Below are 16108 nucleotides of genomic sequence, written 5' to 3' on the forward strand. Positions count from 1 at the left end.
CTTGCCTCTGGGGCAAACTTCTTACCCCAGAGGCAAAAACGGCTCAGCGGTTCGCGACCGCCTGCTTCACCAGTGTCCTGCCGAAGTCCCACATCAGGCCACCGCCGGAGTGTGCGTCGTCCATCACGGCGGTGAAGGCCTCCACGAACCGGTCGACCTCCTTCTCCCCCACGGTCAGCGGCGGAATCAGCTTGATCACTTCCAGGTGGTCGCCGGACACCTGGGTGAGGATCCGGTGCTTCTGGAGCAGCGGTACGACGACCATCTGCGCGAAGAGTCCCTTGCGGGCCGCCTGGAGCATCGCCCACCGGCTGCGCAGTTTCAGCGAGGACGGCCGTCCGAACTCGATGCCGATCATGAGGCCGCGCCCCCGCACGTCGTGCAGCAGCTCGTACTTCCCGATCAGGGCCGCCAGCCGCGACGTCAGCAGCTCTCCCGTGCGCCGCGCGTTGGCCACGACCTGCTCGTCCTCCATCACGGAGAGCACGGCGAGCCCGGCCGCCATGGCCTGCGCGTTGGACCCGAAGCTGGCCGAGTGGACCAGCACCCGGTCCATGGACGAGTACACCTTCTTGAAGATCCAGTCCTTGCCGAGCGTCGCACCGACGGGCACGTACCCGCCCGACAGCGCCTTCGCCACGCACACGAGATCCGGCTCGACGCCGTCCTCGTGCTGGTACGCGTAGAAGTCGCCGGTGCGGCCGAGGCCCGTCTGCACCTCGTCCGCGATGAGCAGCGCCTTATGCCGGTGCAGCAGCTCCTGTGCGGCGCGCAGGAATCCCGGCGGGGACTCCAGCACCCCCTTGCCCTGGATGGGCTCGACGACGAACCCGGCGACGTCGCCGCGCTTCAACTCCCTCTCCAGCGCGGCCAGATCACCGAGTCCGATCGCGGTGTCGGGCAGCAGCGGGGCGAATCCGTCCCGGAAGCCCTTCTCCCCGTTGACCGAGAGCGACCCGGTGGTGAGCCCGTGGAAGGCGTGCGCGCAGTACAGGATGCGCGGCTTGCCGGTGGCGTACCGGGCGAACTTCAGCGCGGTCTCGACCGCTTCGGTACCGCTGTTGCCGAAGAACACCCGGTCCAGGTGCGGGCTGTGCGCGAGCAGTTTCTCGGCGAGCAGGCCCGGCAGCGGCTGGCAGTCGAAGCGGGTGAGGTCGGCGAGCTGGGCGTCGAGCACGTCGTGCAGGGCCTTGCGGACGACGGGGTGGTGGCGGCCGAGGCCCATCACCCCGAATCCGGCGAGCATGTCGAGGTAGTCGTTGCCGTCGGCGTCCCAGAAGTACGCACCCTCGGCCCGCTCGTACACCCGGTCGAAGCCGATGGTGTGAAGCATGCGCGGGAGCTGGTGGTTGAGGTGCCGGGTGTGCAGCTCGTACCGTTCCCCACCGCGTGCGGCGAGCAGTGCCGCCAGGTCGAATCCCCGGGCGGCCCCGTCCCCGGCGGGCGCGAGAGCCTCGGGCGCGTCTTCCGTCATTCCGTCAGTTCTCCTTCTGTTCGCTTGTCTTCTTCTGTTCGCTTGGTTTCGTCTCGTACGGAGTCATGGCCGCCCCGATGCGCCCGGCGATCTCCACGGGCATCAGCCCGATGTCGGCCAGCACCTCGCCGCGCTTGGCGTGCGCGAGGAACTGCTCCGGAATCCCGAAGGTCCGCAGCGGTACGTCGACGGACGCGTCCCCCATCGCCTGCCCGATCGCCGAACCGACGCCTCCGGCACGGGAGTTGTCCTCGATCACGGCGACGAGCGAGTGCAGGGCGGCGAGCGGGGCGAGCGCCGGGTCGACGGGCTTGACCCAGCGCGGGTCGACCACCGTGCACCCGATCCCCCGCTCCCCCAGCAGCTTCGCGGTCTCCAGGGCGACCCCGGCCAGCGCCCCCACCGACACCAGGAGCACCTGCGGCTCGTCGTCCCGGTGCAGTACGTCGAGTCCGCCGACCCGGTCCAGGGCGGGGTACTCGGGCCCCACCGACTCCTTCGGGAAGCGCACCACGGTCGGCGCGTCGTCGACGGCCACCGCCTCCCTGAGCTGCGCCCGCAACTGCTCGGCGTCGCGCGGCGCGGCGATCCGGAGGCCCGGCACGACCTGGAGGATCGACATGTCCCACATGCCGTTGTGCGAGGGTCCGTCGGCCCCGGTGACGCCGGCGCGGTCCAGTACGAAGGTCACACCGCACTTGTGGAGGGCCACGTCCATCAGAACCTGGTCGAAGGCACGATTGAGGAATGTCGCATACACCGCGAACACGGGATGCAGGCCGCCGGTCGCAAGACCCGCCGCCGACACCGCGCCGTGCTGCTCCGCGATCCCCACGTCCCACACCCGATGGGGATACGCCTCGGCGAACTTCGTCAGCCCCACCGGGTGCAGCATGGCGGCCGTCAGCGCCACCACGTCCGGCCGCTCGGCCCCCACCTTCACCATCTCCTCGCCGAACACCGAGGTCCAGGAGGGCCCGTTGGAGGGGCTCAGCGGCTCGCAGGTCAGCGGGTCCATCGCGCCCACCGCGTGGAAGCGGTCGGCCTCGTCCTGCTCGGCGAAGGCGTACCCGCGCCCCTTCTGGGTGAGGCAGTGCACCAGCACCGGGCCGTGGAAGCGCTTCGCACGGCGCAACGCCGACTCGACGGCCGCCACGTCGTGCCCGTCGATGGGCCCGACGTACTTCAGGCCCAGGTCCTCGAACATGCCCTGCGGTGCGAAGGCGTCCTTGAACCCCTTCTTCGCACCGTGCAGCGACTCGTACAGCGGCTGTCCGACGACCGGTGTGCGCTGGAGCACCTCCTTGCCCCAGGACAGGAAGCGCTCGTAGCCGTCCGTGGTCCTGAGCGTCGCGAGGTGGTTGGCGAGTCCGCCGATGGTCGGTGCGTACGACCGTTCGTTGTCGTTGACGACGATGATCAGCGGCCGGTCCTTGGCGGCGGCGATGTTGTTGAGCGCCTCCCAGGCCATGCCGCCGGTGAGCGCCCCGTCGCCGATGACCGCGACCACGTGGTCGGGCCGCCCGAGCACCTCGTTGGCCTTGGCGAGCCCGTCGGCCCAGCCGAGCACGGTCGAGGCGTGCGAGTTCTCGATGACGTCGTGCACGGACTCCTCCCGCGACGGGTAGCCGGACAGGCCGCCCTTGCCGCGCAGCTTGGAGAAGTCCTGTCGCCCGGTCAGCAGTTTGTGCACGTAGCTCTGGTGGCCGGTGTCCCACAGGATCCGGTCGACCGGGGACTCGAAGACGCGGTGCAGCGCGATGGTCAGCTCCACCACGCCCAGATTAGGGCCGAGATGGCCCCCGGTCCTGGCCACCGCCTGGATCAGGAACTGCCGGATCTCCTCGGCCAGTTCGACGAGTTCTGGTTCGTCCAGCGCCTTCAGGTCCCGCGGACCCCGGATACCTTCCAAGATCGCCACGTCGGCCCCCTCTCGGATTGTTCAGCTCACCGTGACGTCGGGGCGGCCCGAGGGCACTCCGGCGTCCTCCATGCTTGCGGCGATCTTCATCGCCTCTTCGATCAGGGTCTCGACGATCTTCGACTCGGGGACGGTCTTGACGACCTCGCCCTTCACGAAGATCTGGCCCTTCCCGTTGCCCGAAGCGACCCCCAGATCCGCCTCGCGCGCTTCACCGGGCCCGTTGACCACGCAGCCCATCACGGCGACCCGCAGCGGCACCTCCATGCCGTCGAGTCCCGCCGTCACCTCTTCCGCCAGCTTGTACACGTCGACCTGCGCCCGCCCGCACGACGGGCACGACACGATCTCCAGAGTCCGCTCCCGCAGGCCCAGCGACTGGAGGATCTGGAGCCCGACCTTGACCTCCTCCACCGGCGGCGCGGACAGCGAGACCCGGATGGTGTCGCCGATGCCCTCGCTGAGCAGCGCCCCGAAGGCCACCGCCGACTTGATCGTCCCCTGGAAGGCGGGGCCCGCCTCGGTGACGCCCAGGTGCAGCGGGTAGTCGCACTGGGCGGCCAGCAGCCGGTAGGCGTTCACCATGACCACCGGGTCGTTGTGCTTCACCGAGATCTTGATGTCCCGGAAGCCGTGCTCCTCGAAGAGCGACGCCTCCCACAGCGCCGACTCGGCGAGGGCCTCGGGGGTGGCCCGCCCGTACTTGGCGAGCAGCCGCCGGTCCAGCGATCCGGCGTTCACGCCGATACGGATCGGGGTGCCCGCCGCCGTGGCGGCCCGGGCGATCTCGCCCACCTTGTCGTCGAACTGCTTGATGTTGCCGGGGTTCACCCGCACCGCCGCACACCCGGCGTCGATCGCGGCGAAGACGTACTTGGGCTGGAAGTGGATGTCCGCGATCACCGGGATCTGCGACTTCTTCGCGATCGTGGCGAGCGCGTCGGCGTCGTCCTGCGTCGGGCAGGCCACCCGGACGATCTGGCAGCCCGCGGCGGTGAGCTCGGCGATCTGCTGGAGGGTGGCGCCGATGTCGGAGGTACGGGTCGTGGTCATGGACTGCACGGACACGGGCGCGTCCCCGCCGACCGCCACCGGCCCGACCTGGATGCGCCGCGAGGTGCGGCGTATCGCGAGCGGTCGGGCCGGCAGCGCGGGGAGCCCCAGCTGCACCGGAACTCCTGCGGTCATCACGTCACCCGCGGTTTCCCTGGACGGTTTCGCGGGCGGCGCGGATGGACTCCTTGAGCGAGCCCATCGTGGCGAGGACGGCCGTCGGCTCGTAGCCGCAGTGCGCCATGCAGTTGGCGCACCGCGGGTCCTTGCCGCGCCCGTACTTCTCCCAGTCGGTCTTCTCGATGAGCTCGCGGTACGTCGGTACGTACCCGTCGCTCATCAGGTAGCAGGGCCGCTGCCAGCCGAACAGGGAGTAGTTCGGGATCGCCCACGCGGTGCAGGAGAAGTCGGCCTTGCCCTCCAGGAAGTCCAGGAAGAGCGGCGAGTGGTTGAGCCGCCACTTCTTCCGGTTCCCCCCGGCGAACGCCTTGCGGAAGAGCTCCCGGGTCTGCTCGACGCCCAGGAAGTGCTCCTGGTCGGGGGCCTTCTCGTAGGCGTAGGCGGGCGAGATCATCATCTCGTCCACCTCCAGCTCGTCATTGAGGAAGTTGAGCACCTCGATGATGGTCTGGGGGGTGTCGGTGTTGAAGAAGGTCGAGTTGGTGGTGACCCGGAAGCCGCGCCGCTTGGCCTCCTTGATCGCCTCCACCGCCTCGTCGAAGACGCCTTCCTTCGCCACCGACTCGTCGTGCCGCTCGCGCAGCCCGTCGATGTGGACGGCGAAGGCGAAGTACGGCGATGGCGTGAACTTCTCGATCTTCTTGCGCAGCAGCATGGCGTTCGTGCAGAGGAAGACGTACTTCCTCTTCGCCACCAACTGCCGCACGATTTCGTCGATCTGAGGGTGCATCAGCGGTTCGCCACCGGCGATGGAGACCATCGGGGCGCCCGATTCGAGCACCGCCCCCACGGCCTGCGCCACCGGCATGCGCTGCTTGAGCACTCCGGCCGGATGCTGGATCTTGCCGCAGCCCTCGCACTTGAGGTTGCACGCGAAGAGCGGTTCCAGCTCGACGATCAGCGGGAACTTCTCCCGCTTGCGGACCTTCTGTTCGAACAGATATGTCCCGACCCTGATGGTCTGACGGAGCGGCATTGCCATCTGGCTCACCTCCTGGGGAGCAGCAAAGAACGGTGCCATTCGTAGAACGCCGGAAGAACGTGGCGGAGAACGCGGAAAGCCGATATTCCACCGCTGAGCGTGCCGAGCCGCAGGAGCTCGTGCTGGGGTGCGTCCACGACCACCCGGACGGCGGCAACGGGCCGCGGTCCGGCCCGCAGGGCGCCTGCGAGGGTCGCCGCGGACTCCATGTCCACGGCGATCGCGCCCTCCGCGCGCAGCACGGCCCGCTCGGCCGTTCCGCGCACGACGTGGTCGCTGCCGGCCAGCGGTCCGGTGTGGACCACTCGTTCCGGCAGTGCTCTGGCCACCGCGTCGGCCAGCAGCTCCACGTCCGTACAGGCCGTGTTGCCGCGGCGGTCGCGGGTCTCGGTGGCGACGACGAGGTCGCCGGGGTGCATGCCCGCGGCGAGCCCGGCGCAGAATCCGGACGCGATGACCGCCGCGTCCCGGGCCGGGCCCTGTTCGCTCAGGGTGCGGGCGATGGCGTAGTCGGCGGCTTCCGGGCCCATTCCGGTACGGAGTACGAGGACGGGACCTGCCGCGCCGCTGCGGTCGCCGCCGCGCAGGGCGAGGCGTTCGATGCCGAGCGCACAGGCGATCAGCAGCGGCTTGGTGCTGCCGGGTCCGGGTGAACCCGGGGTTCGGGTCAATGCAGCCCCCTTGAGCGGGCGGTGGTCCTTCTCAGGACCGGGAGGTCGGGAAGACGGGCTCCCCGTGGACGTACCGGCCGAGTGCGGTGAGCGGGAACACCTGCCGGTAGAGGTGGTAGTTGATGGAGAAGTCCCAGGGGAATCCGGTGCCGGTGAAGTACGGCTCGTCCCAGGAGCCGTCGGACAGCTGGGTCTCGGCGAGCCAGGCGACGCCCCGCTCGGTGGCCTTCGAGTCGCTCTCCCCGGCCGCGATCAGCGCCAGGAGCGCCCAGGCGGTCTGCGAGGCGGTGGACTCCCCGCGCCCGACCCAGCCCGGCTCCCGGTACGAGCGCAGGTCCTCGCCCCACCCGCCGTCGTCGTTCTGTACGGATTCCAACCAGGCCACCGCGCGGCGGATCGCGGGGTGCGAACCGGGCAGTCCGGCGGCGGTGAGGGCGGGCACCACGGAGCCGGTGCCGTAGACGTAGTTGACTCCCCAGCGGCCGAACCAGGCGCCGTTGGGCTCCTGTTCGGCGAGCAGCCAGGTGATGCCGCGTCGGGTGCGCGGGTGGTGGGCCTTGCCCTCGACGGCCAGCATCTCCACCACGTGGGCGGTGACGTCGGCGGACGGCGGGTCGATGACCTCGCCGAAGTCGCAGAACGGCAGCCGGTTGGGGAAGGCGCTGGTGTTGTCGGCGTCGAAGGCGCCCCAGGCGCCGTTCTTGGACTGCATCCCGAGGTTCCAGCGCACACCGCGTGCGATGGCGCCCTCTATCCGCTCGCGGTCCGGGTGCTGGACGCGCCGCAGGGCGAGGATGACTTCGGCGGTGTCGTCGATGTCGGGGTAGTTGTCGTTGTGGAACTCGAACGCCCAGCCGCCCGGAGGGAGTTCGGGCCTGCGCACCGCCCAGTCGCCGGGCCGTACGATCTCCTCGGCCAGCATCCAGTCGGCGGCCTTGACCAGCGCCGGGTGGTCGGCGGGGACGCCCGCGTCGGCGAGCGCGATGGTGGCGAGGCAGGTGTCCCAGACCGGCGACTGGCAGGCCTCGATCATGCGGGCCCCGTCCTCGCGCCAGATCGCGAACCGGTCCAGGGATTCCAGCCCCGCCTTCATCACGGGGTGTTCGAGGTCGTAACCGAGCAGGTGCAGGGCGATCAGGGAGTACACGGCGGGTGGCTGGATGCCGCCCCAGCAGCCGTCGTTCTCCTGCCGCTCGATGATCCACCGGGCGGCGGACTTCATCGCCATGCGCCGCAGCGGCGGCGGGGCGAACCGGTGATAGACGTGCAGCGCCTTGTCGAGCCGCTGGAAGAGGCCGTCCCAACTGGCCGGTGAGGCAAGCCTCCTGGCCGGGCTGGGGTTGCGCGGATCGGTGTGCAGCTCGTCCAGGGCGAACGGCGCGGGCCGCACCGGCCGCTTCGCGGAGACCACCGTGAGCGGCACGATCGTCTGCCGTGCCCAACAGCCGAAGTCGTAAATGTTGAGAGGGACCCACGAGGGGAAAAAGATCAATTCGGGCGGGAGTTCCGGCAGGTCGTCCCATTTCCACCAGCCGAAGAGGGCCAGCCAGATGCGGGTGAAGACCCGGCTCGCGGCGATCCCGCCGCGGGCCCGCACCCAGGCGGCGGCCCGCGTCATGTGGGGCTCGTCGGGGAGGTCACCGGCCAGCCGCAGGGCGACGTACGCCTCGATGGTGGCGGAGAGGTCGCCGGGCCCCTTGTAGAAGGTGGCCCAGGTGCCGTCCTCGCGCTGCTCGCCCCGGATGAAGAGGGCGGCGGCCTGGACGGTCTTCTCGTCCTGGATGCCGAGGAACTGCCGCAGCAGGAGGTCTTCGGCGTCCATGGTCACGTTGGTTTCCAGGTCGCCCTTCCACCAGCCCTGGGCGTCCTGGCGGGCGAGCAGATGCGCCGTGGCCCGCTCCGTGGCCAGCCGGGCCGCGTCCAGCACGTCGGGCGCGGCGGTGGTGGTGGTCGTCGTAGAAGTGGTGGTGGTCTGGCTGGCCGAAGTCGCCCCGGGGTCCACGGCCCCGCTGCTTCCGTCGGTCGTCGCTGTCATGGTTTCCCCTTCGTGCAGTTGGACTTCTGCTGTGCTGGGGTTTCCGTCGCCCGGCGCCCACGAGGGGTGCCGGGCGGCGACTGCGAGTCATATGCGCCGGGTGGCCGTCACCTCTTTCGTACGACCACGAAATCGGCGAGCGCGGTCAGCTGTGCCCGCACCTGCTCCGGCATGTCGACACCGTGCAGCGCCTCGATGGCGACCGCGTGCTGGCGGCGGGCCTCCTGGGTGGTCCACTCGCGGCCGCCGGCTTCCTCGATGAGGGCCGCCCGCAGGGCGAACTCCTCCTCGGAGAAGGTGTCGAAGTCCTGGGACTCGGCGTCCGCCTTGAGCAGTTCGCCGAGCTTCTCGGAGGCGGGACCGCCCGCGGCGAGCGCGGCGACGACGGGCAGCGACTTCTTGCGCTGGCGCAGGTCGCTCCACGTCTGCTTGCCGGTCGAATCGGGGTCGCCCCAGATGCCGAGCAGGTCGTCGACGGCCTGGAAGGCGAGGCCGAGGTGGTAGCCGTACGCCTCCAGGGTGTCGGCGGTCTTGTCGTCGGCGCCGCCGAGGACCGCGCCGATGGACACCGCGCAGGCGAGGAGGGCCCCGGTCTTGTTGCCCTCCATCTCCAGGCACTCCTCGACGGTGACCCTCTCGCGGTTCTCGAAGGAGATGTCCTGGGCCTGGCCGTCGATCAGCTTGCGGGTGGCGGTGGTCAGGCGGCGTGTGGCGCGTCCCGCCTCGACCGTGCCCATCTCCAGCAGCAGTTCGTTGGCGAGCGCGAAGAGCGCGTCGCCGACGAGGATCGCCTGGGCGGGGCCGTGCACCTTCCACACGGTGTCGCGGTGGCGGCGCTGCTCGTCGCCGTCCATCAGGTCGTCGTGCAGCAGCGAGAAGTTGTGCACGAGCTCCACGGCCACCGCGCCGGGCACGCCGACCTCGGGGGTGGCGCCTGCGGCCTCCGCGGACAGCAGGGCGAGCGCGGGGCGGACGGCCTTGCCGCCGTCGCCGTCGGCGGGACGGCCCTGGGCGTCGATCCACCCGAAGTGGTAGGCCGCGACGGTGTCCATGGGCGGCGCGAGCCGGTCCACGGCGGCACGCAGCACCGGGGCGGACATGGCCCTGCCGCGCTCCAAAAGCGCCGCGATGTCCACGGTGTCGACAGCCGGGTTCGCCGGGGTCACAGGCTCTCCTCTTGTTCCATAACTGATGCTCATGCCGCCTCCAGTGGCGGAAGTTCATAGGGGCGGCCGAGTGTCGAGAGCGCCGCCTGCGCGGCGGTGAGCCCGCTGCGCACGGCGCCCTCCATGGTCGCGGGCCACCCGGTGGCGGTCCACGCGCCGGCCAGGTAGAGACCCGGCGCACGGGTGCGCGTGCCGGGGCGCAGGCGCCCGACGCCGGGCGTGGGGGCGAACGTCGCGGTGCGCTCCCGGGTGACGAAGAAGTCCCGTACCTCGGCTCCCCGGGTGGCGGGCAGCATCCGCTCCAGCTCGGGGAGGTAGCGCTCCCTCAGCTCGGCGACGGGCGCGTCGATCTCGTCGGCCGCGTCGGACTGCGAGAGCGCCAGGTACTGGCCGCCGCCGGTGAGCCCGGAGGCCTCGGTGCGGTCGAAGACCCACTGCACGGGGGTGCCGAGCGCGGCGAAGAACGGCTTGCGCAGCACCTTGCGGTCGTACACGACGTGGACGTTGAGGATCGGCGAGACGCCGATCTCCTGGAGCCGGTCCTGCTCGTCCAGCGCCCCCTTGGGCAACAGGGCGTGCGTCTCCTTCTGCGGTACGGCGAGGACGACCGCGTCGGCGGTGATCTGCTCCCCGCCCGCCTCGACGACCCAGCCGCCCTTCTTGCTGCGGGTCAGCGAGTCGGCCTTGACCCGCAGTTCGGTCCGTACCCCGGCCGCGTCGAGGGCCTTGCGGGCGCGGGTGTCGTGCAGGTCGCCGAGCGGGACGTGGGCCCAGCCGATGTCGGCGGCGCCCGGGTCGGAGAGCAGCCCGGTCTTGAAGACCTTGGCGGCGAGCCCGAGGGAGGCCTGCGGGGCGCGCACGTTGAGGGTGGCGACGCCGACCAGGTCCCAGAGCGCTTCGATGGTGCGCGGCGACTGCCCGTGCTGGGAGAGCCAGGTCGCGAAGTCGACGGCGTCCAGCGCCGGGTCCTCCGGGTCGAGCCCCTTGAGCGCGAGCGCGGCCCGCCCGACCGAGGCCCGCTCGGCCATCGACAGGTGCGGATACGTGGCGAGACTGGCGGCCAGGTGCAGCGGTACGGGCAGGGCGGCGCGCCGCAGCGTCCCCAGCCGGGGGCCGCGGGGGTCGCCGACGTCGAGCACGGGCACTTCCAACCGGCGCTGGATCGGCGCGAGTTCGGCGGCGTCCACACGGTCCAGGAACCACCGGTAGGCGGTGCAGCAGCGCAGGTAGACGTGCTGCCCGTTGTCGACGGTCAGGTCGCCGCGCCGGAAGGAGAACGCGAGGCCGCCGAGCCGGGGCCGCCCTTCCAGCAGCGTGACGCGCACGCCCGCGCCCGCGAGTTCGAGGGCGGCGGTGATTCCCGCGAGGCCGCCGCCGACGACGACGGCTGTGGGCGCGGGCGGCATGGTGTCGTGAGTCATGCACCCTCCCCCGGGCGATGTGCCGTGCAGAACGCCGACGTGGCCGTGCCGGGCTCGGTCGGTGAAGGCTTCGTCGTTGCAGTCAGGGACGCGTCAGACCGGCGGAGGGTTGCGCACCGGTTCGACGAATTCCGTGGATTCTGTGGCTTTCGCGCGTTCCACACGGTCCACCCGGTGCGCGGCTTGCGCACCGGATTCGGATGTTTCACGTGAAACGCTCTTCCCGCCCCTTTCAAGGACGCCTCCGGGCGGTCTGCCGGGAGATGTGACGCGCGTCGAGCCCGGAGAGCCCGCGCACGGCGACGTACGCCTTCTCGCGTCCGGGCAGCGAGACCCGGCCGCGCAGCACGGCCTCGGGGTCGCGCTCGATGCGGTCCAGGAGTCTGCGGTAGATGCCCGCCATGGCCGCGACACAGGCGCCGCTGCGCCGGTCGAGGTGGGGCAGCAGCCGGTAGCCCTCGGCGAACAGGGCACGGGCGCGCCGTACTTCGAAGTGCACGAGCCCGGCGAAGTCGGAGCCGGCCGGCGGGGTGGAGCTGTGGAAGCCCTCCGAGCAGCCGAACTTGGCGAGGTCCTCGGCGGGGAGGTAGGTCCGCCCGTTCCCGGCGTCCTCGCGGACGTCGCGCAGGATGTTGGTGAGCTGGAGCGCGAGGCCGAGCGTATCGGCGTACTCGGGGGCGCGGTCGGCGTCCCACGCGCCGGACGGCGTGCCGAACACGCCGAGCGAGAGGCGCCCGATGGCTCCGGCGACACACCGGCAGTAGACCTTGAGGTCGTCCCAGGTCTCGTACGTGGCCTCGTGGACGTCCATGAGGACGCCGTCGATCAGCTCGTCGAGCCCGCCGAGCGGGATCGGGAAGCGGCGGGCGGCATCGGTGAGTGCGACGGCCACCGGGTCGGTGTCGTCCTCCTCGATGTCGCCCGCGCTGATGCGGGCGAGCAGCGCGCGGGTCTCCCCGAGGCGCTTCTCCTTGACCTCCGGCGGCAGCGTGCCGTCGCCGATGTCGTCCACGCGCCGGGAGAAGGCGTAGAGCGCGGACATCGCGTTGCGCTTGTCGGTGGGCAGCAGCCGGATGCCGTACGCGAAGTTGCGCGCCTGCTGTCCGGTCACCGCCTCGCAGTAGCTGTACGCGGCGAGTACCGGTGCGGACGTCTCGTCGAGTCCCTCCATGGTCCGGCTCACCCCTCTCTTCGCAGAGTCGCTCCCACTTCGCGCAGCAGACTGAGCTTGGTGGGCTTGGGCGGTCCAGGGAGTACGTCGAATCCGGCGGCGTGCACCGCCTTGAGGGCGGCGCGACCACCGGCGACGAAGCCGGCCAGCAGAAGCCTCAGTCTGCCGTGCACGCTACCCACGAGCGGGGGTCCTTCATTCAGGAGGCGCGAGGCGCGTTCTGCTTCGAAAGCGACCAGTGAGCGCACGGAGGAGTTGGCGCTCGGCGCGGCAAGGTCGTTTTCGGACACGTGGAAGCGCCGCATGTCCTCGGCCGGGAGGTAGATCCGGTCCCGGGCGAGGTCTTCGGCGACGTCCTGGAGGTGTTCGACGATCTGGAGCGCCGTGCAGACGGCGTCGGACCGGCGGACCCGCTCGGGGCTGGTGGTGCCGGTGAGGGCGAGGACCAGGCGGCCGACGGGGTTGGCGGACTTCTCGCAGTAGGCGAGGAGGTCGTCGTACGTCTCGTAGCGGGCGACCGTCTGGTCCTGCCGGTTGGCCTCGATCAGCCCGAGGAAGGGCTCGGGGGTGAGGTCCCGGCGGCGGACGGTCGGCTGCAGGGCGAGCAGCAGCGGGTGGCGCGGCGTGGAGTCGAACACGCGGTGCAGGTCGGCCTCGAAGGCGTCCAGCATGGCGATCCGGTCGTCCGACTGCTCCCGGTCGAGGCCCAGGAGTTCGGCGTCCCGGCCGCCGGGGGCGAGGTCGCCGTCGCCGATGTCGTCGACCAGCCGCGCGTACCCGTAGACGGCCATGAGGTCGTCGCGCCAGGCGCGGGGCAGGAAGAAGGGGGCCACGGGGAAGTTCTCGTCCGCGGCCTTGTCGAGGGTGGTGCGCTCAGGGGCGCCGTGGTGCGCCTCCCGGACTCCGGTCATCGTCGACCGCCCTCCACGAGGACGGCGAAAGCATCCCGGAGCTGGAGATTTTCCCTTGCCATTGCCGTCACACCTCCCGTTCTACACTGCCGACTCAAAACATCCCATTTCGGACACGCCGCCCGTCATCCGACGGCGGAGAGTGCTCTGAGGCGGGGCCCCGAGGGGGTATCGCCCCACTTGCCGCGAATCAGCACCGGTACAGCTTACGTTGTACAACGCGAAGCATCTCCTCGGGGTGTTGCGCGCATTACAACAACACTCCAATCGATGCCAACCTTCCCCGGCCGTGGGCCAGTTGGCCGAACGGCCGAAACCTGACACCGCGTAGGACCGGGGCGGGCCCCACCCCCGTACACAGCGGCAGGGCCCCCGCCGGTTCCGGCGGGGGCCCTGCGGACGGACTCGGGGACCGGCGTTACTTGCCGGTCTCCTTCTCGTACGCCTTGACGACTTCCTCGGTGGGGCCGTCCATCAGCAGTTCGCCCTTTTCCAGCCACAGGACGCGGTCACAGGTGTCCCTGATCGACTTGTTGCTGTGGCTGACCAGGAAGACCGTGCCGGCCTCCTTGCGGAGCTCGCGGATCCTCTGCTCCGAGCGGATCTGGAACTTCCGGTCACCGGTGGCCAGTGCCTCGTCGATCATCAGGACGTCGTGGTCCTTGGCCGCCGCGATGGAGAAGCGCAGGCGCGCCGCCATGCCGGAGGAGTACGTCCGCATCGGGAGGGTGATGAAGTCGCCCTTCTCGTTGATGCCGGAGAAGTCGACGATGTCCTGGTAGCGCTCGCGGATCTGCTCGCGCGACATGCCCATGGCCAGACCGCCGAGGATGACATTGCGCTCACCCGTGAGGTCGTTCATCAGCGCCGCGTTGACGCCGAGCAGCGAGGGCTGGCCGTCGGTGTAGACCTTGCCGCTCTCGGCGGGCAGCAGGCCCGCGATGGCGCGCAGCAGCGTCGACTTGCCGGACCCGTTGGAGCCGATGAGGCCGATGGCCTCGCCGCGGTACGCCGTGAAGGACACCCCGCGCACGGCGTGCACCTTGCGGACGCCGCGCGCCTGGTCGGCCTTCTTGCCGCGCAGGATGCGGTTGAGGGCGGCGGTGGCGCCGCCCTTGCCGCCGCCACCGGTGTTCACCCGGTAGACGATGTGCACGTCGTCGGCGATGACCGTGGGGACGCGTCCCTTGTTGTTGTCCTCAGCCACGGCCGTAACGCTCCTCAGACTTCCAGAAGTACACGAAGCCGAGCGCCCCGAAGAGAACCGCCCAGACCACCGCGGCCAGCCAGACGTGCGGCGGCAGGTGCTCCGCCCCGTACCCGTCGATCAGTGCGAAGCGGACGAGGTCCATGTAGACCGCCGCAGGGTTCCACTGGAGGACGTCGGCGATCCAGGCCGGCTGCTCCTTCAGCTGTTCCGTGATGCTGAACATGACACCGGAGGCGTACATCCAGGTGCGCATGATGAACGGCATCAACTGGGCCAGGTCGGGGGTCTTGGACCCCATCCTCGCCATGATCAGCGCGAGCCCGGTGTTGAACATGAACTGGAGCACCAGCGCCGGGATCACCAGCAGCCACGACAGCCGCGGGAAGTTGCCGAAGCCCACGACGATCAGGAGCAGCACAATCATCGAGTACAGCAGCTGCTGGAGCTGCTGCAACGAGAACGAAATGGGCAGCGAGGCCCGGGGGAAGTGCAGGGCGCGCACCAGCCCCAGGTTCCCGGAGATGGCGCGCACGCCCGCCATCGCCGAGCTCTGGGTGAAGGTGAACACGAAGATGCCGGTGACCAGGAACGGGATGTAGACGTCCGTGGTCATCCCGCGACCGGCCTGGAGGATCAGCCCGAAGATCAGGAAGTAGACCAGCGCGTTGAGCAGCGGGGTCGCCACCTGCCAGATCTGGCCCAGCTTGGCCTGGCTGTACTGGGCCGCCAGCTTGGCCGAGGAGAACGCCATGATGAAGTGGCGCCGCCCCCACAGCTGCTTGACGTACTCGACCAGTCCGGGCCGGGCGCCGCTCACCGAGAGGTGGTACTTGGCAGCGAGCTCCGCCGGGGTCAGCCCCTCGTCGGGAGAGGGAGGGACGCTCATAGCGACCGCTCCGTCTTGGGAAGTGTCACTCACAAGTGGAAACTTTCGTCTTCAAAGATGCGCGAACCGGTGGGCGCTGGCGCGCGGGTATCCGGGTCCCGGGAGACAAAACCCGATGCCTGCCGTCCCGGGAGGGCTGTTCCGAGCCTGTCAGATGACGGGTGGTCGGCCCAGACGGGTCAGCCGCCATACCGTACGCCACTTCATGGGGCGGCGAGGACCCGCGGGGGTTCTCCAGCCCTCCTTGAAACCGCCGAACCAGGCCTTGAGCGCCTCCCCCGAGGGGCGCCGGGCGAGGGTGAGCAGCAGCCAGACGCCGACGTAGACCGGCACCAGGGGCGCGGGCAGGTTGCGGCGGGCCAGCCAGACCCGGTTGCGGGCCACCATGCGGTGGTAGGTCGCGTGCCGGGCGGGCGAGGTGGTGGGGTGGTTGAGGACCATGTCCGCGCGGTAGTCGATCATCCAGCCCGCGTCGAGGGCCCGCCAGGCGAGGTCGGTCTCCTCGTGGGCGTAGAAGAACGCGTCCGGGAGTCCGCCGACTTCCGCGAAGACCTTCGTACGGACGGCGTTGGCGCCGCCGAGGAAGGTCGTCACGCGGGAGGAGCGCATCGGGTCCGAGGCGCGCAGCCGGGGGACGTGGCGCCGTGCGGTGACGCCGGTGTCCGGGTCGGCGATGCGGAAGCTGATGATGCCCAGCTTCCGGTCGGTCTCGAACGCCGTGCGGCACAGTTCGGCGGTGTCGGTGTTCGGCAGGAGGCCGTCGTCGTCCAGGAAGAGCAGGACGTCGACGTCCGATCCGGCGGGCCCGAAGGCCTCGATGCCGACGTTGCGGCCGCCGGGGATGCCGAGGTTCTCGGGCAGGTCCACGGTGCGTACGTCGTCGGGCACGCCCGTGACGGGGGCACCGTTGCCGACGACGACGATGTCGATCGGGGCGCCGTCCTGCTTGCGTACCGAGTCGATCAGGGCGTTCAGGTCGTCCGGGCGGGTGCCCATCGTGATGATGACCGCGCCGACCTTGAGGGGG

The 16108-nt window shown here is 70.3% G+C and carries 13 protein-coding genes; all 13 read right to left on the minus strand.

What is annotated here, in order from left to right:
- Positions 1-43 precede the first annotated feature (43 nt).
- Complete coding sequence (locus ACIO3O_RS26890) at positions 44-1474, minus strand: aspartate aminotransferase family protein (RefSeq protein ID WP_401750068.1); 1431 nt, start codon at positions 1472-1474, stop codon at positions 44-46.
- A 4-nt stretch (positions 1475-1478) separates the two neighbouring features.
- Positions 1479-3395: a 1-deoxy-D-xylulose-5-phosphate synthase gene (gene dxs / locus ACIO3O_RS26895; protein WP_401750070.1), complete on the minus strand. Its 1917-nt coding sequence runs from the start codon at positions 3393-3395 to the stop codon at positions 1479-1481.
- 21 nt (positions 3396-3416) lie between these two features.
- Positions 3417-4583: a flavodoxin-dependent (E)-4-hydroxy-3-methylbut-2-enyl-diphosphate synthase gene (gene ispG / locus ACIO3O_RS26900; protein WP_401750071.1), complete on the minus strand. Its 1167-nt coding sequence runs from the start codon at positions 4581-4583 to the stop codon at positions 3417-3419.
- 4 nt (positions 4584-4587) lie between these two features.
- Complete coding sequence (hpnH, locus tag ACIO3O_RS26905; protein WP_401750073.1) at positions 4588-5610, minus strand: adenosyl-hopene transferase HpnH; 1023 nt, start codon at positions 5608-5610, stop codon at positions 4588-4590.
- A 5-nt stretch (positions 5611-5615) separates the two neighbouring features.
- Positions 5616-6281 (minus strand): 1-hydroxy-2-methyl-2-butenyl 4-diphosphate reductase, encoded by a 666-nt coding sequence (locus ACIO3O_RS26910; protein ID WP_401750074.1) that lies wholly within the window; start codon positions 6279-6281, stop codon positions 5616-5618.
- Between the two features lie 31 nt (positions 6282-6312).
- Entirely contained in the window at positions 6313-8316 is a 2004-nt protein-coding gene (gene shc / locus ACIO3O_RS26915; RefSeq protein ID WP_401750076.1) for a squalene--hopene cyclase, read from the minus strand.
- A gap of 107 nt (positions 8317-8423) precedes the next feature.
- Positions 8424-9515, minus strand: a complete 1092-nt coding sequence (locus ACIO3O_RS26920; RefSeq protein ID WP_401750078.1) for a polyprenyl synthetase family protein — start codon at positions 9513-9515, stop codon at positions 8424-8426.
- On the minus strand, positions 9512-10903 hold the full coding sequence (hpnE, locus tag ACIO3O_RS26925) for a hydroxysqualene dehydroxylase HpnE (protein WP_401750080.1): 1392 nt from the start codon (positions 10901-10903) through the stop codon (positions 9512-9514). Before hpnE ends, ACIO3O_RS26920 begins: the two co-directional genes overlap by 4 nt.
- A gap of 232 nt (positions 10904-11135) precedes the next feature.
- On the minus strand, positions 11136-12074 hold the full coding sequence (gene hpnD / locus ACIO3O_RS26930; RefSeq protein ID WP_401750383.1) for a presqualene diphosphate synthase HpnD: 939 nt from the start codon (positions 12072-12074) through the stop codon (positions 11136-11138).
- 8 nt (positions 12075-12082) lie between these two features.
- Positions 12083-12985, minus strand: a complete 903-nt coding sequence (gene hpnC / locus ACIO3O_RS26935) for a squalene synthase HpnC (RefSeq protein WP_401750082.1) — start codon at positions 12983-12985, stop codon at positions 12083-12085.
- Positions 12986-13403: 418 nt separating this feature from the next.
- Entirely contained in the window at positions 13404-14192 is a 789-nt protein-coding gene (locus ACIO3O_RS26940) for an ABC transporter ATP-binding protein (protein ID WP_401750084.1), read from the minus strand.
- On the minus strand, positions 14185-15114 hold the full coding sequence (locus ACIO3O_RS26945; RefSeq protein WP_401750086.1) for an ABC transporter permease: 930 nt from the start codon (positions 15112-15114) through the stop codon (positions 14185-14187). The genes ACIO3O_RS26940 and ACIO3O_RS26945 overlap by 8 nt, the downstream gene beginning before the upstream one ends.
- 117 nt (positions 15115-15231) lie before the next feature.
- Positions 15232-16077, minus strand: coding sequence for a glycosyltransferase family 2 protein (locus ACIO3O_RS26950; protein ID WP_401750384.1), 846 nt, complete (start codon positions 16075-16077; stop codon positions 15232-15234).
- Positions 16078-16108 lie beyond the last annotated feature (31 nt).

The sequence above is a fragment of the Streptomyces sp. NPDC087440 genome (assembly GCF_044744005.1).
In the GTDB taxonomy this organism is placed as follows: domain Bacteria; phylum Actinomycetota; class Actinomycetes; order Streptomycetales; family Streptomycetaceae; genus Streptomyces.